General features: G+C 59.0%; 24 protein-coding genes and 1 pseudogene. 10 read left to right on the plus strand and 15 right to left on the minus strand.

Annotated features, from left to right (window positions below; all coding sequences use genetic code 11):
* Window positions 1-85: 85 nt before the first annotated feature.
* Both NKJ88_RS21510 and NKJ88_RS21515 read left to right on the plus strand, forming a co-directional pair.
* A complete protein-coding gene (locus tag NKJ88_RS21510) occupies window positions 86-307 on the plus strand; it encodes a DUF302 domain-containing protein (protein ID WP_502896648.1) in 222 nt (73 codons plus the stop codon).
* 318 nt (window positions 308-625) lie between these two features.
* Window positions 626-787: a GNAT family N-acetyltransferase gene (locus tag NKJ88_RS21515; protein WP_352445341.1), complete on the plus strand. Its 162-nt coding sequence runs from the start codon at window positions 626-628 to the stop codon at window positions 785-787.
* Between the two features lie 11 nt (window positions 788-798).
* Here the strand turns inward: NKJ88_RS21515 and NKJ88_RS21520 are convergent, their stop codons facing one another.
* Window positions 799-1,017 (minus strand): carboxymuconolactone decarboxylase family protein, encoded by a 219-nt coding sequence (locus NKJ88_RS21520; protein ID WP_352445342.1) that lies wholly within the window; start codon window positions 1,015-1,017, stop codon window positions 799-801.
* On the opposite strand from NKJ88_RS21520, the gene NKJ88_RS21525 reads away from it, so the two are divergent.
* Window positions 950-1,114 (plus strand): hypothetical protein, encoded by a 165-nt coding sequence (locus NKJ88_RS21525; RefSeq protein WP_352445490.1) that lies wholly within the window; start codon window positions 950-952, stop codon window positions 1,112-1,114. The genes NKJ88_RS21520 and NKJ88_RS21525 overlap by 68 nt on opposite strands.
* 503 nt (window positions 1,115-1,617) lie before the next feature.
* Here the strand turns inward: NKJ88_RS21525 and NKJ88_RS21530 are convergent.
* The 9 genes and pseudogenes from NKJ88_RS21530 to NKJ88_RS21570 form a co-directional block, all read right to left on the minus strand.
* Window positions 1,618-1,746: pseudogene (locus tag NKJ88_RS21530) on the minus strand (DUF736 family protein); the annotation flags it as partial.
* 453 nt (window positions 1,747-2,199) lie between these two features.
* Window positions 2,200-2,892, minus strand: a complete 693-nt coding sequence (locus NKJ88_RS21535) for an amino acid ABC transporter permease (RefSeq protein ID WP_352445343.1) — start codon at window positions 2,890-2,892, stop codon at window positions 2,200-2,202.
* A gap of 14 nt (window positions 2,893-2,906) precedes the next feature.
* Window positions 2,907-3,623: an amino acid ABC transporter permease gene (locus tag NKJ88_RS21540; RefSeq protein ID WP_352445345.1), complete on the minus strand. Its 717-nt coding sequence runs from the start codon at window positions 3,621-3,623 to the stop codon at window positions 2,907-2,909.
* A gap of 67 nt (window positions 3,624-3,690) precedes the next feature.
* Window positions 3,691-4,518 (minus strand): transporter substrate-binding domain-containing protein, encoded by an 828-nt coding sequence (locus NKJ88_RS21545; RefSeq protein WP_352445346.1) that lies wholly within the window; start codon window positions 4,516-4,518, stop codon window positions 3,691-3,693.
* Window positions 4,519-4,543: 25 nt separating this feature from the next.
* Window positions 4,544-5,284, minus strand: a complete 741-nt coding sequence (locus NKJ88_RS21550; protein ID WP_352445348.1) for an amino acid ABC transporter ATP-binding protein — start codon at window positions 5,282-5,284, stop codon at window positions 4,544-4,546.
* Between the two features lie 57 nt (window positions 5,285-5,341).
* Window positions 5,342-5,905, minus strand: coding sequence for a peroxidase-related enzyme (locus tag NKJ88_RS21555; RefSeq protein ID WP_352445350.1), 564 nt, complete (start codon window positions 5,903-5,905; stop codon window positions 5,342-5,344).
* Window positions 5,902-6,384 (minus strand): CMD domain-containing protein, encoded by a 483-nt coding sequence (locus tag NKJ88_RS21560; RefSeq protein ID WP_352445352.1) that lies wholly within the window; start codon window positions 6,382-6,384, stop codon window positions 5,902-5,904. The genes NKJ88_RS21555 and NKJ88_RS21560 overlap by 4 nt, the downstream gene beginning before the upstream one ends.
* Window positions 6,381-7,850: an NAD(P)-binding domain-containing protein gene (locus NKJ88_RS21565; RefSeq protein WP_352445354.1), complete on the minus strand. Its 1,470-nt coding sequence runs from the start codon at window positions 7,848-7,850 to the stop codon at window positions 6,381-6,383. Before NKJ88_RS21565 ends, NKJ88_RS21560 begins: the two co-directional genes overlap by 4 nt.
* Entirely contained in the window at window positions 7,847-8,818 is a 972-nt protein-coding gene (locus NKJ88_RS21570; RefSeq protein ID WP_352445356.1) for a LysR family transcriptional regulator, read from the minus strand. Before NKJ88_RS21570 ends, NKJ88_RS21565 begins: the two co-directional genes overlap by 4 nt.
* Window positions 8,819-9,049: 231 nt before the next feature.
* Between NKJ88_RS21570 and NKJ88_RS21575 the strand changes: the two genes are divergently transcribed.
* Window positions 9,050-10,120, plus strand: coding sequence for an NAD/NADP octopine/nopaline dehydrogenase family protein (locus tag NKJ88_RS21575; protein ID WP_352445357.1), 1,071 nt, complete (start codon window positions 9,050-9,052; stop codon window positions 10,118-10,120).
* A 138-nt stretch (window positions 10,121-10,258) separates the two neighbouring features.
* Here NKJ88_RS21575 and NKJ88_RS21580 read toward each other — a convergent pair whose 3' ends face one another.
* Together NKJ88_RS21580 and NKJ88_RS21585 are read right to left on the minus strand one after the other, a co-directional pair.
* Entirely contained in the window at window positions 10,259-10,951 is a 693-nt protein-coding gene (locus NKJ88_RS21580) for a flavin reductase family protein (protein WP_023708294.1), read from the minus strand.
* Between the two features lie 39 nt (window positions 10,952-10,990).
* Window positions 10,991-11,671: a GntR family transcriptional regulator gene (locus NKJ88_RS21585; RefSeq protein WP_352445360.1), complete on the minus strand. Its 681-nt coding sequence runs from the start codon at window positions 11,669-11,671 to the stop codon at window positions 10,991-10,993.
* 171 nt (window positions 11,672-11,842) lie between these two features.
* Between NKJ88_RS21585 and NKJ88_RS21590 the strand changes: the two genes are divergently transcribed.
* From NKJ88_RS21590 to NKJ88_RS21615, 6 genes are all read left to right on the plus strand, one after another.
* Window positions 11,843-13,033, plus strand: a complete 1,191-nt coding sequence (locus NKJ88_RS21590) for an amidohydrolase family protein (RefSeq protein ID WP_352445362.1) — start codon at window positions 11,843-11,845, stop codon at window positions 13,031-13,033.
* Between the two features lie 151 nt (window positions 13,034-13,184).
* The gene (locus NKJ88_RS21595; protein WP_352445363.1) at window positions 13,185-14,762 is read left to right on the plus strand and encodes a nickel ABC transporter substrate-binding protein; all 1,578 of its coding nucleotides are present in this window, start codon (window positions 13,185-13,187) and stop codon (window positions 14,760-14,762) included.
* A gap of 12 nt (window positions 14,763-14,774) precedes the next feature.
* Complete coding sequence (locus tag NKJ88_RS21600) at window positions 14,775-15,710, plus strand: ABC transporter permease (RefSeq protein ID WP_352445364.1); 936 nt, start codon at window positions 14,775-14,777, stop codon at window positions 15,708-15,710.
* On the plus strand, window positions 15,701-16,609 hold the full coding sequence (locus tag NKJ88_RS21605) for an ABC transporter permease (RefSeq protein ID WP_031196315.1): 909 nt from the start codon (window positions 15,701-15,703) through the stop codon (window positions 16,607-16,609). The genes NKJ88_RS21600 and NKJ88_RS21605 overlap by 10 nt, the downstream gene beginning before the upstream one ends.
* On the plus strand, window positions 16,602-17,597 hold the full coding sequence (locus tag NKJ88_RS21610) for an ABC transporter ATP-binding protein (protein ID WP_352445366.1): 996 nt from the start codon (window positions 16,602-16,604) through the stop codon (window positions 17,595-17,597). Before NKJ88_RS21605 ends, NKJ88_RS21610 begins: the two co-directional genes overlap by 8 nt.
* On the plus strand, window positions 17,594-18,610 hold the full coding sequence (locus tag NKJ88_RS21615) for an ABC transporter ATP-binding protein (RefSeq protein WP_352445368.1): 1,017 nt from the start codon (window positions 17,594-17,596) through the stop codon (window positions 18,608-18,610). The genes NKJ88_RS21610 and NKJ88_RS21615 overlap by 4 nt, the downstream gene beginning before the upstream one ends.
* Window positions 18,611-18,767: 157 nt before the next feature.
* On the opposite strand, the gene NKJ88_RS21620 is transcribed toward NKJ88_RS21615, so the two are convergent.
* From NKJ88_RS21620 to NKJ88_RS21630, 3 genes are read right to left on the minus strand one after another with little or no spacing between them, the layout of a single operon-like run.
* Window positions 18,768-19,415 (minus strand): transmembrane anchor protein, encoded by a 648-nt coding sequence (locus NKJ88_RS21620; protein WP_352445370.1) that lies wholly within the window; start codon window positions 19,413-19,415, stop codon window positions 18,768-18,770.
* A 37-nt stretch (window positions 19,416-19,452) separates the two neighbouring features.
* Entirely contained in the window at window positions 19,453-20,187 is a 735-nt protein-coding gene (locus NKJ88_RS21625) for a HupE/UreJ family protein (protein ID WP_352445371.1), read from the minus strand.
* Window positions 20,188-20,235: 48 nt separating this feature from the next.
* Complete coding sequence (locus NKJ88_RS21630) at window positions 20,236-20,625, minus strand: hypothetical protein (RefSeq protein WP_050590885.1); 390 nt, start codon at window positions 20,623-20,625, stop codon at window positions 20,236-20,238.
* Between the last annotated feature and the right edge of the window lie 69 nt (window positions 20,626-20,694).

Genomic DNA, 20,694 nt, shown 5'->3' on the forward strand with positions numbered 1-20,694 from the left:
AAGTCGACTACGCTGAGCCGCTAGACGGACATGAGTTCCAGCACGTGATCACTGCGAGCTCGTCATTTGAGACCGTCTCGAGGCCATTCGCGCCGTGCTACGCGAGGCGGATATCTGGATCATTCATGAAGTCGATCCTCAGATGCTGCTTAAACCTGGCGGCTATATCATCGCGCGCACGAGGCAGATCCTCTTCTTTCAGCCGCGCTACATGGTTCACATGCTGGGCGCTGATCCGGCCGCGCTTTTGGAGGCGCTTCTGAAGGTCGTGGTCATGAAGGATGCGAATGGGATTACGGTGAGATGACCCTTCTCGGGCCGCTGTTCGACCGCTATCGTCACGATGAATTGTCGGCGCTCGGGTGAGAGCTCGATTGATCTACCCCGCAATCGCCGCCAAGTTGACCTGAGGACCGCGCGCGGGCTGCTTCGCAAACGGCACGGGCGGTCAAGTCGGCGGCAGCGGGCCGCAATTCGGTTCAAACGAAGTTGGGTTGCGCAGGGGAGAGATGCAGGAATAATTTGTTGCCATGTCGGACCTCACGATCCTCCCCGTCTCCATTTCCTCTGACCTCGGCGCTCTCGCTCTCGAAGTCAGGCGCAAGGTGTTCATGGTGGAGGGAACGTGCCGGAGGCACTGGAACGGGACCGCTACGACGTAGACGCCATTCACCTCGTCGCAATGCAAGACGGCGATGTGGTCGGCACGCTGAGCTGCGCCATGCAGCTCGGCCATGAATATGAGGATCGCCAGTGCGTTGACGAAGCCGGTCATGACCGAGCGTGAGACGAAGCGCATCACGTAGCCAAGCTTGATGAGCCGTCAGCATGGACGACGATGCAGCCGTCGCATCGAGCAGTGACTGCTACGGCGAGCGCAATCAGCTCCCGCGTCTTGACCGAAAGCTTCTGCGTTATCTCACCGGCAGTGCTGAGAATCTTGTAGCCTTTGAGCGTATCCGGCGTGCGTCTGCCCCAATTCCCGGATGCGGCCAAGCAGCTGTTTGTGATGGCCATTCCGATCGATCATCACGACCGAGCTCCTTCGTTGGTGGAAGCGATGATCCACAAAAGCGAAGTTGCCACGCAAAGGAAATTGCCGATCCGCGTTTAGGCCCTATGCATTTTCGTCTGGGGTGGACCGTCGGGCTCGAGAGCGCAGGATTTCTTGCGATGCCAGCGGCGAGGAGTCGCGCTGCCGCCTGCACGCGCGGCGTGTTGCGAACCTCGGCGTGAATGCCCATCCAGATCTCGCGCGCCGGGACGGGCAGGGGAGTGTTCACCCAAACGAGGACAGTCGTGTTGTCTCCGATGTAGCGCGGCAGGCAGGCTAGGCCGGCGCCGGCTACCGCCGCATGTGCGTGTGCTTCGCGACTATCCGTCTAGCACGGTGCTAACTGCGTAAGCGATCTCTTCGAGCCAGGCGAGATGGGCAATCGCATCCAGCTCGCCACTCGTTGCAATGATGGCATGACCTGCAAAGCCTGCCCCGAAGTCTGGCTCGCGATGCCGGCTGAGATAGGCTTAGGCGGCGTAAAGACCAAAGGCCAAGCCACCGAGTCGCCGCTGGACAACCTCGCCTTGGCCCTGGCCTTCCGGTTGGGCTTTACGCGGGCCTTAGTCGCCGCGCCGCCCGTTGGGGCGGGACCAGATCAGGGAGAAGGTGTCACCTTCCTCGCCGTCGCAGAGGTTAGCGTAGATGGGCGTTGAAGTTCGGATCGTCGAGCTTGGGCCCAGATAGTCGCGTCTCCCCCGGGAGACATCGCCTCCGGTGGACAGCTTATCGGAACCGAATCTCGCGCGTTGTCACTTCGCGGGTCGGGTCAAAGCGGGTATCCTGCTATAATAAGACGTGGAACGACTTAGCATAACCGGCGCGGGGACCGATAGTCCCAGGTTCTTCAATATTGATTCGTGGCTCGCCGCACCGAGTACGCTTTCGAGATCTCCATGCCACTTGCTGGAGACGGGGCTTCCTGCCCTGGTCGGCACAAGCGCAACGTTGCGTCCGCGCAATTGGTGCATACTCGGCATGATGCCGGTCAGCAGCGACAAACGATGCTATCAACCAAACGCATGAAACTCACCGGTACATACACCGGCTACTTGGGTTTCTCCTCAAGCTTTTCATCCCCGAAAGAATTGCCTCCAAGCTGCGGCTCGATATCCGAAGCTTGACGATCCTATCCCAGATCCGCCTCACGTCCGCACCCTCAGCGCCTGCTCCAGCCTGTCGGCAATCTGTGTGACAATATAGGCAATCACCATATAGATGACGACGGCAATCACGAAGGCTTCAAGGTAGTAGTAGTTCAGAGCCGCGGTCAACTGGGACTGGGCGAAGATATCGACAACCTCTATGGCGAATCCGAGAGAAAGGGCCTTCATGATGACCATCATGGAAGTTGTCAGGTCAGGAATTGCCGTGAGGGCCACCTGGGGAAATAGGATACGTCGGAACAGTTGGCCGCTCGTATAGCCCAGCGAATGGGCTGCGTCCGACTGTCCGGTGTCGAATGCATTCAGGGCTCCTTTGATAATCTCCGATTGGAACGCGGCGACACAGCCGGTAATCGCAACTACAAGGATGACCCAATTTGGAGTTTCGTGGGCGTTGAAGTTGATCCCGAGCAATGAGAACAGGAACTGGAATGCGGGCGGCAAACCGAAATAGGCGAGGAAGATCACGATGACCATGGGAACGCCCTTGAAGACGATCTTGTAAGTCATGATGAGCTCTCGCAGCACCGGCACCCGTCTGTATTCGATAAGCGCGAATATGCTGCCGACTATCGTCGACAGGACGAAAATCATGAGCGCCATTCCAATTGTCACGGGTACGGCACTCAGAATTTCCTGCGTGTCCTGGAGCAAAATATCGGTATCAAACATCGAATACCCTTACGTCAGACGCTCGCAAGGAGCTGGTTCTTGATCGGAGTTGTTGTCGTCGCCTCAGGCGCTTGCATCGGTGATCGAAGCTCGAAGAAGCGTACGATGAGCCATGCGACCAGGCACATCAGCGAATAGATGACCGCCAGGACGAGGTAGGTTTCGAACTGGAACTGGTTGTAGTCGCGCTCCATGATCAGATGCGCAGTCGCCATGACGTCGGCCGCCCCGATGTACATGACCAGCGCAACGTTATGGATCAGGTAGATGATGGAGTTCCCATAGCCCGGCAAAGCGAAGTGCACCGCTTGCGGGCCGATGACGCGAGTAATTTTCTGTCGGAACGTATATCCAAGGCTGTCGGCCGCATCGTGCTGGCCGCGATCGACGGCCAGGTATGCGGGCCGCATGACTTCCGACAGATAGCCGCCGTGGTAGAGGCTCAACCCCACCATGGCAGCCATCGTCGCTGAAATAAAATCTTTGGCGCCGAATAGGATCACCAACAGCGGAAGCCCATAAAACGTGACGAACAACTGCAGTACGACAGGAACACTGCGGGCATAGGACACGTAGAGGTCCACCAGGTGACTGATGACTGGCACTCTGCGGACCCGGAGGGTTGTCGCGATGAGAGCCAGGCAGAACCCGGAAATGAGGGCTGTAAACGTGATGGCGAGCGTCAGCGGCAGTGCCGAGAGCAACTCGGGAATCATAGCAGATACATCCACTTTGAAACGCTCCTTCTTGCAATTCAGCCTTGCCGCTGACTAGCGCATATGGTCGTCGACGGCCGTGCTATTTCATGTACTGGACGATGCCCTCGCCGAACCACTTCTGCGAGAGCTTTTCGATCGTGCCGTCGTCTTTCAATTCCTTGAGAACCTTGTTCACATCGTCGGCCAGAACCTTGTTCTCGTCAGATCGGTGGATCAGCATGTAGGTGTTGTTGCTGAACACTGGTTCGGACGCCACGATATCGAGTTTCTTTTGCTCGATGACGGTCTGCTCACCGAGATTCGACGGCAGGACGAGAGCGTCGAACTTGCCGTTCTGAACTTCGTCAAGCCGGTTCGGGTAGGGGATACCGGCACTCGATGCCGTGACTTCGAGCTTGTATTGCGGGTTTTCTTTCTGCCAATTCATGATGAATTTGTAGGTCCCGCCGCCGGCCGTGGTCGGAACGATCCTCTTGCCGACCAGGTCTTTCATTTCCTTAATGCCGCTGTCTTTCTTGCTGTAGATCTTCATCAGGCTGGCGCCCATGGGATTTTCCGGAATGAGGAACTGCTTGGAGCGCTCGGGCGACTTGTAGTAGCCACCGACCGCGATGTCGTACTTGCCCGTGGCGAGGCCGGTTTCCTGGGCAATGTCGGAGACACCTTCCATTTCGAACTTGTACTGCGGCAGCTTTGCGTTGATCGCCTTCAGAAGATCGGGCTCATAGCCTTGCGGCTCGACGCCGATCGCGCCCCATGCCAGTGGCTTGGATTCGGCAGACGTGGCGATCTTGATCGTCCGAACGGTCTGGCCATGGCTGATCCCCGCTGTTGCAAGGGCAATTGCGATGCCGCCGGCGATGGCCAGGGCATAGCGGCGAGAAAAACTGGATATGATTGCAGACATTTCTTAAGGTTCCCTTCTTGTTGGATTATTGAAAAGCGAGTTCTGACTGCAGAAATTGAGCAAGTCGTGGGCTGGACGGTGCGTCGAAGATATCAGCCGGGCTGCCATCGGCGGCGACCACGCCACGGTCCATGAAGACGATCCGGTTGGAGATGTTCCTTGCGAATTGCATCTCGTGGGTCACAAGCAGTGAAGTGATCCCTGACGAGGTGACGTCCTTGATCACCTTCAGGACTTCACCGACGAGTTCTGGATCCAGCGATGACGTAGGCTCATCGAAGAGTATCACGTCGGGACGAACCGCCAGGGCGCGCGCAATGCCGGTGCGCTGGAGCTGGCCGCCCGACAGTTGGGAGGGATAGCTGTCTCGCTTCGGGGTGAGGCCGACCCGCTCGAGCTCCCGCAAGGCGATCTCCCGCGCCTCGTCCGCGGACTTGCGCTGCACGACGACCAGTGGATCCATCACGTTCTGCAGGACCGTCATGTTCTTGAAGACGTTGAATTGTTGAAAGACCATCGCCGTTCGCAACCGGATCGCCTGGACAGCTGTTTTGTCGGCACGCTGGTAATCCATCCGGATCTGATCGAACGCGATGGTTCCTGACGACGGCTTGGCCAGGTAGTTGATGCATTTCAGCAACGTGGTCTTGCCGGTGCCGCTGGGGCCGATGATCGAAACCACGTCACCCCGCTTTACCGAGAGATTGACGCCGTTCAGAACCTGCGTGCTTCCGTAAGACAGCTTTACATCTTTGAGTTCAAGCATTGCTGGTTGGCCCTTCGGAAAGTGTGAGACGGACTGCTTCGACCGCATGCGACATCATCACCCGCTTTCCGCATGGCCGAGAACGTGCATCAGCCGGTTCGCCCAGCCGAAGATCGATATGGCGTGGATCAGGTCGATAATCTCGCGGTCGTCCATGCCGACTGATCGAAGCGCGGCGATATCGTCTGCCGTCGCTTCCGACGGGGCCGCCGACAGGCGGCGGGCAAAACTGTAGATTGCCGCATCGCGTGGGCCGAGCGCTTCAGGTTTATCGAGATAGAGCGCGGTGACCACTTCGTCGTTCTTGGTCAGCTCTGCATGCCTGCGAGCGTGAACAACGGCGCAGAATTTGCAGCCATTGACGGTGGACGCACCTAATGCACCAAGCTCGCGGTCAGGGCGGGCAAGCCCGCCTTCGACATACATGATTGCGTTGAACAGAACCGTGCGGGCAAGGTAGCTCTCAGGGTCATGCGCAAGGGTGCGCACATATTCCGAAACTTTCTTGGCTGATGGCGTGACCTTCATCGCTTCAAGCTGTTCCGGCGTGGCCTCGGATAGCTCGACCGGCGCTATGTACGGATGCCAATTCAAGGGCTTCAGGCGCACCGCGGAAATCATGCCGTCCTCAACAATCGCAGGCCGGTTGCCACCCGCGTCTGGAAATTGACGAAGGCGATGAGCTCGGAAAGGGCGACGATCTGAGGATTGTTCAATCCAGCTTGGGCGAGCAGGGCGATGTGGCCCGCTTCCGCCTTTTTCGGTGTCAGCGTAATCAGGTCCACATGACGTGCGATGGTCGCCAATGGCTCTTCTAAATCCGTTTCCCCCTGGGCTAAGGCCAGAAGCTGCTCAGTCGGATCGAGCTGAGCCAGCAGCACATCGTATTCGGCCATCAGGACCGGATCGGCATTCAGAGCGGCCATGCGACGGGCCAGAGCACCCCGCAAATTAGGCGCAAGCCCTTGGTCGTTTGCTGGCTGCAGGACGGAGAGGCGACATTCCTCGGCCCCCAGCACGAATTCAGGCCGAAACCGACGCGCGCTGAAAAGCGCATCGTCCGGTGATAGACCGGCGGCCTTGTCCATTGCGTCGATCACAGCGCGGCCTCCTTCTCCAACGAGGGTGTTGAATCGACCCATTCGTCGCCCAGAAGTTCGGGCGTGTCGTAAGCGATCAGGTTGGCGAAGTGGGTTTCGACATCTTCGGCAAACAGCGATGCGGCAATGCCGCGGACCAGGCGGTCGGCACCCGCGCTGACGGCTGGGATATCACCGGAGACCTTGCCGTGCGTCAGCATGGCGGCGTCGTTGAAGCAGTGGATATGCGACAGCATTGAACAGGAGCCGGGGACGCGCTCACGAAACTCGAAGGCGGGACCGAGATCCGGTGCATCGGACATGCCTGCACGCGGCAGCCCCATTTCCGGTGAATAACGACCATCTGACCAGGTGCGGATATGCGGTGCGAGGGCTGCAAATTCCGGGCGGCCGCCGAAGTCGTTTGAAAAGCCGGTTGCCGCGATCAGGAAGTCGTAGCGCATTGGCCCTTGTGTTGTTTCGATCAGCAGGCCATCCGGATCTTCCCTTACCGCTACGATGCCGCAGTCGAGAAAGAACCGGGCATTCGCGTGGCGAGACACGCGAAGCGTGGATGAACGCGGCGGCGGCGTCTGGGTGGAGGCGGTGTAGTCGAAGAACTTCCACTTCCAGGCATCGGGCAATTCATGCATGCCGAGTACGACACCCGGGCTGCCGATGCCGGTCAGCTTGTTGATGCGCGGCATCTCCTTGCGCCGGATCAACATGTCGACAGAGCCGGCGCCCGCCTCAAGCGCCGTCGCGGCATTGTCCATGGAAGAGGCACCGGCGCCAATAACTGCCACACGCTTGCCTTTCAGCGTGTCGAAGTCGATGTCGTCGGCAGAATGGGCCCAATAGGCGCGATCGACGCCGCTGAGGAAATCGGGCACGGCAAAACCGCCCAAACCGGACCGACCGGTGGCCAGAACGAGACGACGGGTGAGAACCCGGCCGGATTCCGCGCCTTCGATATTGATCGAAATCAGATCTCCAACAGGTGCCAGTCCGGTCATGCGCACGCTGTTGCGCACCGGCAGGCCAAGAACCTTGCGGTACCAGACAAGGTAGTCCCTCCACTGGCCCTTGGGGATTTTGTCCAGCGACCGCCAGGCCTCAACGCCCCATTGCGCCGTGAACCAGGCGCGAAACGTCAATTGCGGCAGGCCGAGCGACGGACCGTTGAGAGTCTTCGGGGACCGGAGCGTTTGCATGCGGGCAAACGTTACCCACGGCCCTTCGAGCCCTGCCGTAGCCGCGTCATAGGCGACGACGTTGGTAATCCCGGTAAGCACCAGCTTTGCAATGGCTGCAAGTCCGCACATGCCAGCGCCGATCACGACGACATCACGGACCGGGGCGCCCTCATGCATGCGTGTGGGGACCCAAGGCTTGGCAGGCAATTCGAGGAAGTCGAGATCCTGCGCGAGTTGGGCTTCCAACGCGGCAAGGCCTGTCGATGCTGCCGGGGTAGGAGTATGCTTCATATTCCCGTTCCGTTATTTGTGCCCGACGCGGGATCGTTCACCAATTGGCTGGCCAAGGCCGGATCGAGTTTCTTGAAGCCGACAATCGACCGTTCAGCCACCGCTTCGACCGCCTCCATCAGCGCCTGCGCGACTGGGCGAAGGGGACGTTTTGCGGCAGCCACGACACCCCAATAAAAGAGAACGGTCGCGTCAATCGGGCGGATGGCGACCCCAGGCAAGGCCACGCCGTAGGCGGTGAGGGGATCAATGACAGCGGCAACGCCGGTCCGGCGTACAAGCTGCAACGCGCCATAGGCAGTATTCGTCCGGATCACTGGCCCGGTGTCGATGCCCCTGGCCGCCAATGCCTTGGAGACATGCAGTTGGAAACGCAGGGGGTTGAGCAACGTGGCGACGCGGCGACCGGCAAAAGCTGAAAGCGGTATGACGTCAAGTTCAGCCAGCGGATCGTCCTCCCGCACAGCAGCGACATCGGGCGCCGAATAGAGCCGCAGGACATCCAGACCGGGCGTATCGAGCGGCAGGCTTGAAAAGCCGATCTCGGCACGACCGCTGCGCACTTCCTGGGCGACGATGGAGGGAAGAAACTGTCCGAGATGTGTCTCGTGCGGAAGCTCGATACCCTTGAGCTCGGCCATGGCCGTCGGGATTAGGCCAGTGCCGATCGCAGAGGTTGTGACAATCTGCAGGATCCGACCCCGGCCGGCGGCGATCATCTTGGCCCGCGCCGCGAGCTCGGTGAAGGACATCAGCAGTCGCCGCGCTTCTTCTTCAAATGCGACACCCTCTTCAGATAGCTGCACCCGTCGACCGACCCGGTGCAGCAATTCGAAGCCAAGTTCTGCCTCAAGATCCTGAATGGTGCGTGTCACCGCAGGTTGGGAACGCCCGAGCATGTCAGCCGCCTTGGTAATGCTGCCGCTGGCAGCAACCGCAAGGAAGGTCTGAAGGTCCCGAGTTTCCATCTTCTCCCTACATGTGAAATCCGTATGATTGACATCGTCTCATTCATTTTTGATATATGTCAAGCGGAAACTAATGTTCACAGCGGCGCTTGCCGGCTCAGAGCCGGAGCCCTTGATCGAAATAGCTGGGGGCAACCGACGTGACTCCAATTCGAACCTCGTGATGAAAAAACTTGTAGGCGGGGACGGCAAGGATTCTCGAACCATAAAGCCTGCAACAGGAGGAATGTTATGCGCGTGAGTATTCTGGGCGCCGGAGCAATTGCCTATGGCCTTGCGGCCTATTTGGCACAATCGGGACACTCGCCAACGCTTTGGTCACCGTCGGGACACCGCACCAGAACGTTGGCTACTGGCGAATTATTGAAGGCGACGGGGGATATCGAGGCGACGGTGCCGGTGCGCATTGCCAAGGATTGTAGAGATGCTATCGACCACGCGGACGTGGTGGTGATCGCGCTTCCGGCTTACGGCCACAAGATGGTGATGGACGCCGCCGTCCCTCATCTGGCAGATGGAATTCCGGTCATCATCAGTTCGCACAGTTCGTTCGGGGCGCTGTATCTCTCCAAGCGGTTGGCCGAACGCAAAGTCAGGTTGCCGATCGTCGTTTGGGGCACAACACTACTGACTGGTCGCCAGCTCGGATCAACCGAAGTCAATGTCACTTCCATTCGCCAGAAGCTTGATGTTGCGACGCTGCCTTTCGATGCGCTCGACCAAGGGTACGAGCTTTGCACGGCCTTGTTCGGCGATCGTTTCGTCAAGCGGGATGGTCTGCTGGCGATTGCGCTCAGCAACCTCAATCCGCAGAACCATCTGGGAATTGCCCTTCTCAATCTCACACGCATGGAGAAGGCCGAGCAGTGGAGCCAGGGGGGAAATGTCACTCCTGCCGTTGGCCGCTTTATCGAGGCTCTGGATGCTGAACGGTTGGCCATAGCTGCCCATTTCGGTATCGCCGTTCGTACCGTCCAGGAACATTTTTCATTGTCGTTTCATGTGCCCATGAGCACTGTTTCGGACATGAACCAGGAGATGGATCGTCAAGGTCGGGGCGGGTTTGGTCCGACAACTATCGAAAGTCGCTATATTCTTGAGGACGTTCCGTTCGGCTTGTTGCCGACGGCAGTCCTTGGGAAAATCAGCGGAAATCCGGCCATACTCCATGAATCCGGAATTTCCATCTTGTCGGCGGCTTATGGCCGGGATCTCAAGGGAGATAATGATATTCTTCCTGCGCTCGGCATCGAGGAAATGACAAAGGCGGATCTTGAAGCCCTTTGCCGCAAGGGGTTTTAACAGCTTCCAGTGCGCTGTAGCCCAGCTGCAGTGAATATTCTCCCAGCCCGGCATCGGCAGAGTCCTTGGCCGCAAGCAGCGTTTCTGCCCGATCAGGAAGGATGATTGAAGCGACGAGCGCGTTGCGCGATCAGGGCCCTATCCATCGGTGTTGGGTGGCATAGGCCTCATTGCCAACCATTGCTCATGCGACATGGTTGGCAGGTCAAACTGGTGGCGGGTGGTCGAATAACCGTGTCCACCCATTCTGCCGACGGCGTCTAGCGCGAGTTGATCGATATAGAAACGCTCTTGGTCAACAAGATCCTCACGAATGTGCATCCGCATAACTTGACCAAGGACAATCTCGCGCGACTTACCAAGGCCAAGCGTCAAATGTCGGCGGCATTCGAAGGCTATAGGCGCTTCGAAAATGTAGGGGCATTGGACCGTCTCACCGGGCGCAGGCGTCAGCCCGGCCTCGGCCAGTTCGTCAATGTGGGAAGGAAATGGGACGGCACAGACGTTCATGGCGTCAACCAGCGCATGGTCCACGATGTTGACTGTGAACTCCTCAGTCAGTCGGATGTTGAGCGTCGTATCCTTGAAGGACATGTCATTATGGTTCTCCACACCCAGGGCTAGGATTGGAGGATCGGCCGAGAGGCAATTGAAGAAGCTGTAGGGCGCAGCATTGACAGTCCCGTCGGGGTGTCGTGTGGTCACCAGAGCGATTGGCCGAGGCACCACTGCCCCGATCAGCAGCTTGTAGCGTTCGCGTGCCGAGATGCGGGCGAAGTCGATGCTCACGTGGCTCCGCTGCCCCACCGGCTCGGGTTGGGGGTTGAGCATTATATCCTCCTGAATTTTGCCAAGCTGCTTGAGAGTTGGTTACCCTGCCTGAGCGTATGTGCTCAGGATGGAGCGAACGTCGGGCTCAGTTTGATCGCTGATTTGCGCCCGCGCCTCGAGTGCCTCGAGATGGTGTTCCATCGCATGCATGGCGCGCTCGGGATTGTGTTGGCGCAGCGCCTGAATGATTTCGACGTGTTCGTCGACGCCGCACTGATCGGAGTGCGGACGGCTGTACAAGGCTAGGATCAGCGAACAGCGCGATACAATCTCGCTGACATAACGGGTCAGCGGCTTCGATCCCGTGAGTTCGGCCAGCAGAATGTGGAATTCGCCCGCCAGCCGTATCGATAATGGTCCGCTCGTGTTTACTGCGTCCCCTTCAAGTTTGACGTGGGCCTCAAGTGCCGCAAATTGAGCGGGTGTGATCTTTCGCGAAAGCCGGTCCACTACCTCGCGCTCCAGGCAGCGTCGTAGGGAAAATATATCTAACGCTTCCTCGAGCGTCGGTTCGGCGACGCAGGCTCCGCGATTATTCCTGACCTCCACCAAGCCTTCGGCACTCAGTCGGACAAGCGCGTTTCGTACGCTGGTCCGGCTAACGCTGAACTGCTCGCCGATCGCGTCTTCGGGCAATTTCATACCGGGGCGAAGCGCCTGCTCAATGATGGCGCGACGCAGCGACAAGTAGACGTTTTCGGCTCGACTCGATTTGGTCATCGCATTCCCCCTAAGCTCCCGCAACTTATCGATCAAGACATATTTTTGTCAATATGGGATACGATTTATCTTGAAATAGGTATACAATTATGCGGTAGTTGCGTACACGGAACTGCAGGCGGTCGTCGCCGTGCCGCAGACGATAGGCTGCCTCTGGGAGGAGCGCCCCGCATGACAACCAATTTGTTGATTAGAAATGTGCGCCCGATGGCTGGCGCCAATGTCGATATTCTTATTGAAAATGGCCGCATTACCCGCGTCGAGCCGGAGCTTTCACCTTTGGGAGGGCTGGTGGAGGACGGCGGAGGTCGCATCGTCGTTCCGGGCTTGGTCGAAGCGCACACCCACCTCGATAAATCGATGATCGGAATGGCGTGGTATCGAAATGAAGTCGGCCCTCGCTTGATAGACAAGATCGACATCGAGCGTGAAGCCAAGATCCGCTTGGGTATCGATCCGGTCCGCCAGTCGCGTCGACAGGCGCTTGCCTCAGTGGCGCAAGGCACCACCCATATTCGTAGCCACGTCGATATCGACACCGTGCACGGCCTTGCCGGTGTAGAGGGCGTCATGCGCACTCGTGACGAGCTACGAGACCTCGTCGATATTGAGATAGTCGCCTTTCCTCAAAGCGGTATGATGATCCGGCCTGGCACTGTCGAACTTATGCGACGGGCGTTGGAAATGGGCGCCGAGGTGGTCGGCGGGCTGGACCCTGCTGGGGTTGATCGCGATCCCAAAGGGCACCTCGATGCAATTTTCGACCTCGCTCAACGCTTTGGCCGGCCCATAGATATCCATTTGCACGAAGCGGGAGAGCTTGGCGCCTTTTCGCTCGAGCTCATCATCGAACGCACCCGTGCACTCGGCATGCAGGGAAGGGTGGCAGTCAGCCATGCCTTCTGTCTCGGCATGCACGATGCCGACTATGTCGGCCGACTAATCGACGAGTTGGCGGAGCTTTCGATCCATATTCTTACCACCGGGCCGGCATCGCAGCCGTCGCCTCCGGTCGCCAAATTGCGCTCTGCTGGAGTGGTCGTCGGCGCCGGAAATGACGGCATCCGTGACATCTGGGGACCTTACGGCAGTGGTGACATGCTGGAACGCGCGATGTTTGTCGGCTTGCGCAACAATTTTCGCCGCGACGATGAACTCGAATGGGCCCTCGACGTCTGCACGCGCGGCGGTGCCGGAGTTCTTGCGCTGGAAAGGTACGGACTCATGCCTGGCTGCTGGGGGGACATGGTTTTGGTGGAAGGCGAGACACTCGCCGATGCCGTCGTGTCCCACCGGCCGCGCGCGTTGGTCGTCAAGCGCGGCAAGGTCGTCGCGCGAGCCGGGGTTGCGGTGCAGACCTAACCTGCGCAAATGAGCACAAAATCTTATATCAAAGGGATACGATGTCTTAATTAGATTGTATACGATGATGTACTATGTCTATAAAAAAGGCCCCAGTGCCTTTCGAGGCAACCTGGGCCCCAGGGAACAATAAGCAAGGAGAGGAGCAATCATGTCATTCAACAGGCGTACATTTCTGCAGATCGGATCAGGGGCGTTAGGACTCGCCATAACCGATGCTACCTTCACCAAGTTTGCCTTTGCCGAAGGGGCGGCGGGCACATTGCGAGTGGCTATCGCCAAGCCTGCGGGCAATCTCGATCCGCAGAGCCACTACGCGATCTGGGCCATTCAGGACCTGATGTTCGATCCGCTGGTGCGGTACGGCAAGGGCGGCCAGATCGAGCCTTGCCTTGCGACCGACTGGAAGATCGAAGACGGCGGCAAGACACTGCACCTTACATTGCGCAAGGGGGTCACTTTCCAGGACGGCACAGCGTTCGATGCAGCCAGCTGCAAGTGGAATCTTGAGCGCTGGCTGGGACTCGATCAGTTCAGCTGGATGAACTGCTCCAAGTATTTTCAATCACTAGAGGTGGTCGATGACCACCAAGTGGCCCTTCATTTCAAGGAGCCGCCGCTGGCGCTCATGCAGGAGCTTTCATACACGCGGCCGCCGAGGTTCCTTAGCCCCAAGTCGGTCGATGCGAATGGCAAATTTGTCGAACCCGTCGGCACCGGGCCTTGGCGTCAAATTAGCGCTGACGATACACAAAGTGTTTTCGAGCGCTACGACGGCTACTGGGGCGACAAGCCGACTTATCAACGTCTCGAAGCCAAGGTCATCCCTGATCCGCGCGCGCGGGTTGCAGCCCTGCGCGCTGGCGAGATCGATCTCGTCGGCGGGTTTTGGATCGCGCCGCTGACCCCCGTTGAGGCAAAGCAACTCGAGGCCGCAGGGCTCAACGTAGTCATCGATCCCGGCAACGTCACACTGGTGATGGCTTTCAATCCCGATCGCACCGAAGCGCTTAAGGATCCGCAAGTGCGCAAGGCCATCAGCATAGGGATCGATCGCGCGGCGATTTCCCAGGCGCTCTACCAAGGCTTTGCCCGCCCGGCGGGCAACCTGTTCTCCGATGCATTGCCATTTGCTGGCACCCAGCATGATGCCCCAGTTCGCGACGTTGCGGCCGCATCAGCGCTCCTGGAGAAGGCGGGTTGGACGGGTGGGCCCGTGCGTTCCAAGGACGGCACACCACTGACGCTTGAGATTGTTGTCAGTCCCGACGCCGTTCCCGGCTCTCGCGTCGTGGCCGAAGTCATACAATCCGAGATGAAGGAAATCGGCATCGATTTGATCGTCCGCTCTGTCGACCACGCTTCCAAGCACACCGACATGCTCGAACGGAAATACGATCTCGGCTTCTTCTTGACCTATGGGGCTCCTTACGATCCGTTCGGCACGGTGGTGGCCTTGTGCCTCTCGACCTTCAACAACGATGTCGAAGGCAAGCTGTTCACCGATCCGGCCAACCTGGACCCGCTGATCAACGCGGCGACGGCAGCAACTGGTGATCAGATAGAGCCATCGATCCAAAAGGTTTACGACTGGCTGCGTGACAACGACGCGATAGCGCCGTTGGTTTACGTTCCCAGCATCTGGGCGCACTCCAAGCGGGTCCAGGGCTTCACCAGCCCGGTCACCGAATACGACATGCCATACGAAAATATCGTGCTGGCCGAGTAGAGGGAGGGCGTTTTGATCCACTTCATCAGCAAGAGGCTGAAGCACTCCCTCGTACTGCTGTTCATGGCGTCTCTGGTTTGCTTTACCCTGGTTGTTTCGGCTCCGGGAAATGTCGCTGTTCTCATCGCTGAACTCAGAGGAGCAGTCGCAACACCGGGTTATGTCGAAAAGGTTGCCGAAGAGATCGGACTGCATAAGCCGCTGCTGATGCGCTACGCGGGTTGGCTTGGCGATGCAGTCCGAGGAGATTTTGGCATCTCCTACAGAACGGGCCAGGAAGTCAGTGCGGATTTGCCAAAGCGCATGTTGGTCACCGGTACCCTTATCGGTGGCAGCGGCGTGATTGCGACCCTGCTCGGCCTGGCTCTCGGATTCCTGGGTGCCTTCTGGCCCTACAGACTGCCGGACCGCGTTTCGCGCGGTTTGGCTCTTCTCGGCGCATCGACACCGACATTCTTCGTCGGTGCGCTGATGATCTATGGATTCTCCGTCACCTTTCAGCTCTTTCCATCCTTCGGCTTCGGCGGTCCGGAAAGTTGGGTGCTGCCATGGGTCACTGTCGCGGTGCTGCCCGCCGCCGTGCTCAGCCGTGTCGTTCGTGTGGGACTGGAAGAGGCTATGGCCAGCCCCTTCGTGTTGACGGCCAAAAGCAAAGGTCTGGGACGGACCGCCATCCTGTTCCGGGACGCGCTGCCAAACATCATACCTGTGTTCATCAATGCACTGGGAACCCAGGTCGGCCTGATGACCGCAACGGCTATCATCGTTGAACCGCTGTTCGCCTGGCAGGGCGTGGGCGACTACTTTCTCCAAGGCGTGAAGTTCCGGGACTTCATGGTCGTGCAGGCCTGCCTGTTGATCTTCCTCGCCTTCTTCATCGTGGTGAATCTGATCGTAGATCTCGCAGTTCTGATGACCGATCCCCGTATCCGGCGCCAATGGAGCTGACCATGAATAGATTCAAGCCTGCACTTGCCCGGTTGAACAAGATGCCCCGCGTGGCCTTGATCGTGATCGGCCTTTTCGTCGCCCTGGGCAGCTTCGCGCCATGGCTCGCCCCACAAGATCCCAGCGCACAGAACTTGCTGGAGACCGGCCAGGGACCAACTGCCCCACACTGGCTCGGCACCGACCATCTTGGGCGCGACACGCTCAGCCGCCTGATCATCGCTGCGAATACGTCATTGGTCAGCGTTGGCTCGGTCCTCATCATTGCAATGACGATCGGTGTCGCCATGGGGACCATCGCGGGCTATCACCGCGGTTGGGTAGACGACCTGCTGATGCGCATCGTCGACGTCGGCCTGTCCATCCCAAGCCTGATCACTGCCCTTGCCGTAATCGGGATCGTCGGGCCGGGCTACTGGACCATGGTACTGGCTCTGTCACTGGCATGGTGGCCGATGAGCGGTCGTATCAGCCGGGCCGTGGCCGTCAGCATCATGAGCAAGCCGCATATCGAGGCCCTGCGTGTACTGGGCGCCAGCCCATGTCGCATTTACTTCGGCCATTTGCTGCCCGGCACCATCGGCGCGGTGATGGTCTATGCGACGGCGGATGCCGGGACAGCCGCTTTGGCTGTCGCAACGCTCAGCTTCCTTGGTCTGGGCATTCAGCCGCCCACGCCAGAATGGGGACAGATGCTTGTTGATGCTTTACCGTATCTCGAGTCCGATCCGCGCCAGGTTATCCTGCCCGGCCTAGCCCTGACTGCTGCGGTGATCGGTTTCAACATCCTCGGCGAATCCATAGCACTTAATCGCATTCCCAAGCCGCTTTCGAGGCGGACGCTCGCCTTGCGCAGAATTGAGATCGCCGGCTGGGCCAAGGAGAATTCCGATGCATGACGAACTCCTTTTGAAAGTCAGCAATCTGACGGTCGATCTCCTCACCGCCAAGGCCGCGGTACGTCCCGTCGATGGCGTCAGCTACACCGTCCGGCAGGGAGAATGTCTTGCCATCGTCGGCGAAAGCGGTAGCGGCAAGACTGTAATGAACTTCGCGCCGCTCGGGCTAATGCCGACCGGCGTGACGACGAACTTGTCGGGATCGGTGCGCTTCGACGGGCGCGAACTGATCGGCTTGCCGGAATCCGAGATCCGTAAGATACGAGGCAAGTCGATCGGATTCATTTTCCAGGATCCGATGAGCGCGCTGAACCCCGTCCGCCGTGTTGGAAGGCAGATCGCCGAGATGGCGGAACTCCATCTCAAGATGACCCCGCGCGCCGCGGAGGAGCGGGCGTTGGAACTCATCAAGCTGGTCGGCATCTCGGATCCAGCAGCGCGACTTCGTCAATTCCCCCACGAACTGTCGGGTGGTCTCAGGCAACGCATCGTAATTGCCATTGCGCTGGCCGGCGAGCCGAAACTTCTGATCGCGGACGAGCCTACGACCGCTCTCGATGTGACGGTCCAGGCTCAAATCCTGCGCCTGCTCAAGGACCTGCAGCGGCGGCTCAACATGGCCATGGTGCTGATTACTCACGATATGGGGGTAGTCGCCGGAGCGGCCGACAACATCGTTGTCATGTATGCGGCTCGGGCCGCCGAACGAGGTCCCGTGGACAAGGTCCTCGTGACCCCACGCCATCCGTACACGAGAGGGTTGATCAACGCGATCCCGCGGCGGGAAGACCCGATCGGTTCGGAGTTTCGCGGTCTTCCCGGGATACCGCCAACGCTGGGCGCGCCATTCAAAGGCTGTGCCTTTGCGCCGCGCTGCGAGCTCGCAATTCCCGCATGCACCGCAAGCCGCCCTCCACTTGCGCGGTCGGCCGACAGCGCTGTTGTCGTGGCCTGCGCGGTTGTCAACCAAAGGAAGGCAGCAGCATGACGCACGGTCCTGTTCTGAAAGTCGAAAATCTGCAGACGCGCTTCAAAAGCGTTCAGCGAGGCAAGTTCATCCATGCCGTCGACGACGTCTCGATCGAGCTCTATCCGGGCGAGATCGTCGGTCTGGTAGGCGAGTCCGGTTGCGGAAAGTCGACGCTCGGCCGCACCATTGTGGGTCTCGAAAAGGCAAGTGCGGGACGAGTCCTTTTTGATGGAGTGGACCTCACCACACTCTCCGGTGCAGCACTGCGCGAAAGCCGCAGGGCGCTTCAATACGTGTTTCAGGATCCATATTCGTCCCTGAACGACAGACAGACGGTCGGTGAGACGATCGATGAAGCGTTGCTGATCAGCGGGTTGAAATCACAATCCGACCGCAACCATCGTACCAAGGCGCTCCTGGATCAGGTCGGACTGGCGGACGCTTTGAAGGATCGGCACACGCGGGAACTGTCCGGAGGGCAGCGCCAGCGCGTTGCGATTGCCCGATCCCTTGCCGTGAATCCAAGAGTGCTGATCTGCGATGAACCAGTTAGCGCACTGGATCTGTCCATCCGAGCCCAGGTGATGAACCTTTTCCTGAACCTGCAGAAAGATTTGGGGGTGGCGTGCCTGTTCATTGCCCACGACCTTGCGTTGGTCAGGCAGGCTGCATCGCGCGTCTACGTGATGTACCTCGGCAAGATCGTGGAGCACGGGCCATCGCAGGAACTCTACGATCACCCTGGCCATCCCTATTCGCAGATGTTGCTGGCCTCGACACCGGAGGTCGATCCGATCGCTGAAAAGCAGCGCAGGGTTCCGGTCATGATCGGGGAGGTGCCGAGCCCTACGAATCCACCATCCGGCTGCAGGTTCCGGACTCGCTGCCCCTTGGTGGTCGAAGAATGCAAACAACAGATGCCACCGGCCTTGAAGCTATCTCCTGGGCACAGTTCGGCTTGCGTGTTTGCCAAGGATCTCCATCGCGGCAAACGTTCGGCGCTGATTTCGCCAACAGCCAATGCGGAATGATCACGTTGAGACAGCCTAGCGGCGCACCAATTCACCACGCCGCCGCCCACCCGACACGAATGCTCACGGGACGGTGGTGCGCCAAACAGTGAGGTCGTGGCAATGAACAGCGCGCCACTCCGGCGCCAAACGGCGCCGGATAAGATTGACGTATCGTTCACATCATCCGTTTGATGTCGGTGTAGGCACCGTTCGTCTTCAGCGTCACGGTGACGTCGGCATCGGTGCGGTTACGCCAGAACCAACCGTGATTGCCGTCAAACGCTGCCTCAAGTACGCCCTCGTCCTCTGCAGCCCCGCGTCCCTTCTCGTATGAAATGTTTTCGCCGCCGCCGTCACCATGGGTGTCGAAGTTCACCGCCGCGCCATTGGCCGTCCAAGAGTATTTTGCCTGTGCGCCCTTGGCCATGACGAGCTTGATCTCAGCTCCTTCGCCGGGCTTCAGGGTGACCGACATTTCGTCCGTCCGGAGTTCCTGGGCAGAGGCGGAACCAATCACCAGTTCAGCGAAGACGCGCTCCAGAAGACTCGACTGCTGATCTCGGGCTGGCACTGCGGTCGGAGTGCCGTTCTGCAGTTCGCGAAGGCGGTCCTGCTCGGCCTCTTCGGCGAGTTGTGTCTTGACCTCGCCCATCTCGGTGAGCTCGAGCGCTCGCCCAACGCCGGTGGGGTCGATGGCGTATTCGGCCGGCAGCACGATGGTCACAAGGATGGCAGCTGCCGCGAGAATTGCGATGACGGTAGAGCGAAGGAGCTGCATGGATGTCGGCAGTTCGGCGCGGGTCGGGATGTCGGTATTATACATAGGAGAATTCCTTTTTTGTGGATCTTTACTTGGAGGTTCAGGAGACGACCCAGCCGGTGAGCTGATAGCCGATCAGCACAAACCCGGCGGTCATCATGATGGTGTTGGCGGTGTATGCGTGGCGCCAGAAACTATCGGTCCGGCGCCAGTAGCCCATGACAATAAGGATGGCAGCGAGCGCCAGAAGCTGGCCAATCTCAACGCCGACGTTGAAGGCAAGAAGATTGGGCACTAGCCCGTGGGGCGAGATGTTGTATTCGATGATCTTCGTCGACAGGCCAAAGCCGTGGAAAAAGCCGAAGATCAGCGTCGCGATCTTGGTGTTCGGCTGGAAACCGAGCCACCTCTGGAAAGCGCCCATATTGTCGAGCGCCTTGTAGACGACCGACAGGCCGATGATTGCGTCGATGATGTAGCTGTTGATGCCGAAGTTGAAATAGACGCCAAGCAGCATGGTCGTGGAATGGCCGAGCGCGAACAGGCTCACATAGATGCCAATGTGCTTCATCCGGTAGAGGAAGAAGATCACGCCGAACAGGAACAGGATGTGGTCGTATCCCGTCACCATGTGCTTGGCGCCGAGATAGATGAAGGGCAGCAGATTGATGCCCGTGATCTCCTGGATATAGCCCTTGTCGCCTTCGGCAACGGCATGGGCGAGGGCAGCTCCCCCAAACAATGGGAGGGTCAGGAGAGCGAGCAACACAGGTAGGGCGGGTCGCCAGCGCGCGCAAGGCGAGCATGGCAGGCCCTGATAGCAGGATCCTTGCATGAGAATTCCAATCTTCGTCGTTGAGGGTGGCCGCGCATGCGGCCGCGATCATGCGGTGAGGATCGGTCTCGGAGGGCGATCGAGCCGGGAACTTGCTTCCGGATCGGACAAGGAAGGCGGATAAATCACCCAGGTCCGCCCGGCCGCAGGGACGGTCGGTGAAAAGTCCGGAAGCGTGCTCGCCGTCTCGTGCGAGTGGTCGGCGGGATTGTGGCCGTGAGAATGGCCGGATCCCTGCTCCTCGGTTGCACCGTCATCGTGGACGTGCCCGTGGGCTTCGATCTGTCCCGCCAGTTCGGCGTGACGGTCGGCCTCGGCGGCAGCGAGCGCGATGGGATCGTGCGAGACCGAACCGCCCATAGGCGACAGCAGCATGCCGAGCGCCATCGCGAAAGCGATGACGAGGCGAAAGGCTGCGCTATGGATCCAATTCGGCATGCTTAACGATTATTCTCTAAAATCCTAACGAATGGTTGCGTGCACCAGAATCGAGGCCACTTTGAGGCT

Source organism: Mesorhizobium sp. M0016, from assembly GCF_040324035.1.
Classification (GTDB): domain Bacteria; phylum Pseudomonadota; class Alphaproteobacteria; order Rhizobiales; family Rhizobiaceae; genus Mesorhizobium.

Coding starts and splice junctions, on each gene's coding strand:
- NKJ88_RS21535 (WP_352445343.1), bottom strand. CDS start 2,892: ATGTTTGATACCGATATTTTGCTCCAGGACACGCAGGAAATTCTGAGT.
- NKJ88_RS21520 (WP_352445342.1), bottom strand. CDS start 1,017: ATGGCCATCACAAACAGCTGCTTGGCCGCATCCGGGAATTGGGGCAGA.
- NKJ88_RS21595 (WP_352445363.1), top strand. CDS start 13,185: ATGTCATTCAACAGGCGTACATTTCTGCAGATCGGATCAGGGGCGTTA.
- NKJ88_RS21550 (WP_352445348.1), bottom strand. CDS start 5,284: ATGCTTGAACTCAAAGATGTAAAGCTGTCTTACGGAAGCACGCAGGTT.
- NKJ88_RS21555 (WP_352445350.1), bottom strand. CDS start 5,905: ATGATTTCCGCGGTGCGCCTGAAGCCCTTGAATTGGCATCCGTACATA.
- NKJ88_RS21580 (WP_023708294.1), bottom strand. CDS start 10,951: ATGCTCAACCCCCAACCCGAGCCGGTGGGGCAGCGGAGCCACGTGAGC.
- NKJ88_RS21545 (WP_352445346.1), bottom strand. CDS start 4,518: ATGTCTGCAATCATATCCAGTTTTTCTCGCCGCTATGCCCTGGCCATC.
- NKJ88_RS21570 (WP_352445356.1), bottom strand. CDS start 8,818: ATGGAAACTCGGGACCTTCAGACCTTCCTTGCGGTTGCTGCCAGCGGC.
- NKJ88_RS21620 (WP_352445370.1), bottom strand. CDS start 19,415: ATGTATAATACCGACATCCCGACCCGCGCCGAACTGCCGACATCCATG.
- NKJ88_RS21590 (WP_352445362.1), top strand. CDS start 11,843: ATGACAACCAATTTGTTGATTAGAAATGTGCGCCCGATGGCTGGCGCC.
- NKJ88_RS21605 (WP_031196315.1), top strand. CDS start 15,701: ATGGAGCTGACCATGAATAGATTCAAGCCTGCACTTGCCCGGTTGAAC.
- NKJ88_RS21575 (WP_352445357.1), top strand. CDS start 9,050: ATGCGCGTGAGTATTCTGGGCGCCGGAGCAATTGCCTATGGCCTTGCG.
- NKJ88_RS21625 (WP_352445371.1), bottom strand. CDS start 20,187: ATGCAAGGATCCTGCTATCAGGGCCTGCCATGCTCGCCTTGCGCGCGC.
- NKJ88_RS21585 (WP_352445360.1), bottom strand. CDS start 11,671: ATGACCAAATCGAGTCGAGCCGAAAACGTCTACTTGTCGCTGCGTCGC.
- NKJ88_RS21610 (WP_352445366.1), top strand. CDS start 16,602: ATGCATGACGAACTCCTTTTGAAAGTCAGCAATCTGACGGTCGATCTC.
- NKJ88_RS21630 (WP_050590885.1), bottom strand. CDS start 20,625: ATGCCGAATTGGATCCATAGCGCAGCCTTTCGCCTCGTCATCGCTTTC.
- NKJ88_RS21615 (WP_352445368.1), top strand. CDS start 17,594: ATGACGCACGGTCCTGTTCTGAAAGTCGAAAATCTGCAGACGCGCTTC.
- NKJ88_RS21565 (WP_352445354.1), bottom strand. CDS start 7,850: ATGAAGCATACTCCTACCCCGGCAGCATCGACAGGCCTTGCCGCGTTG.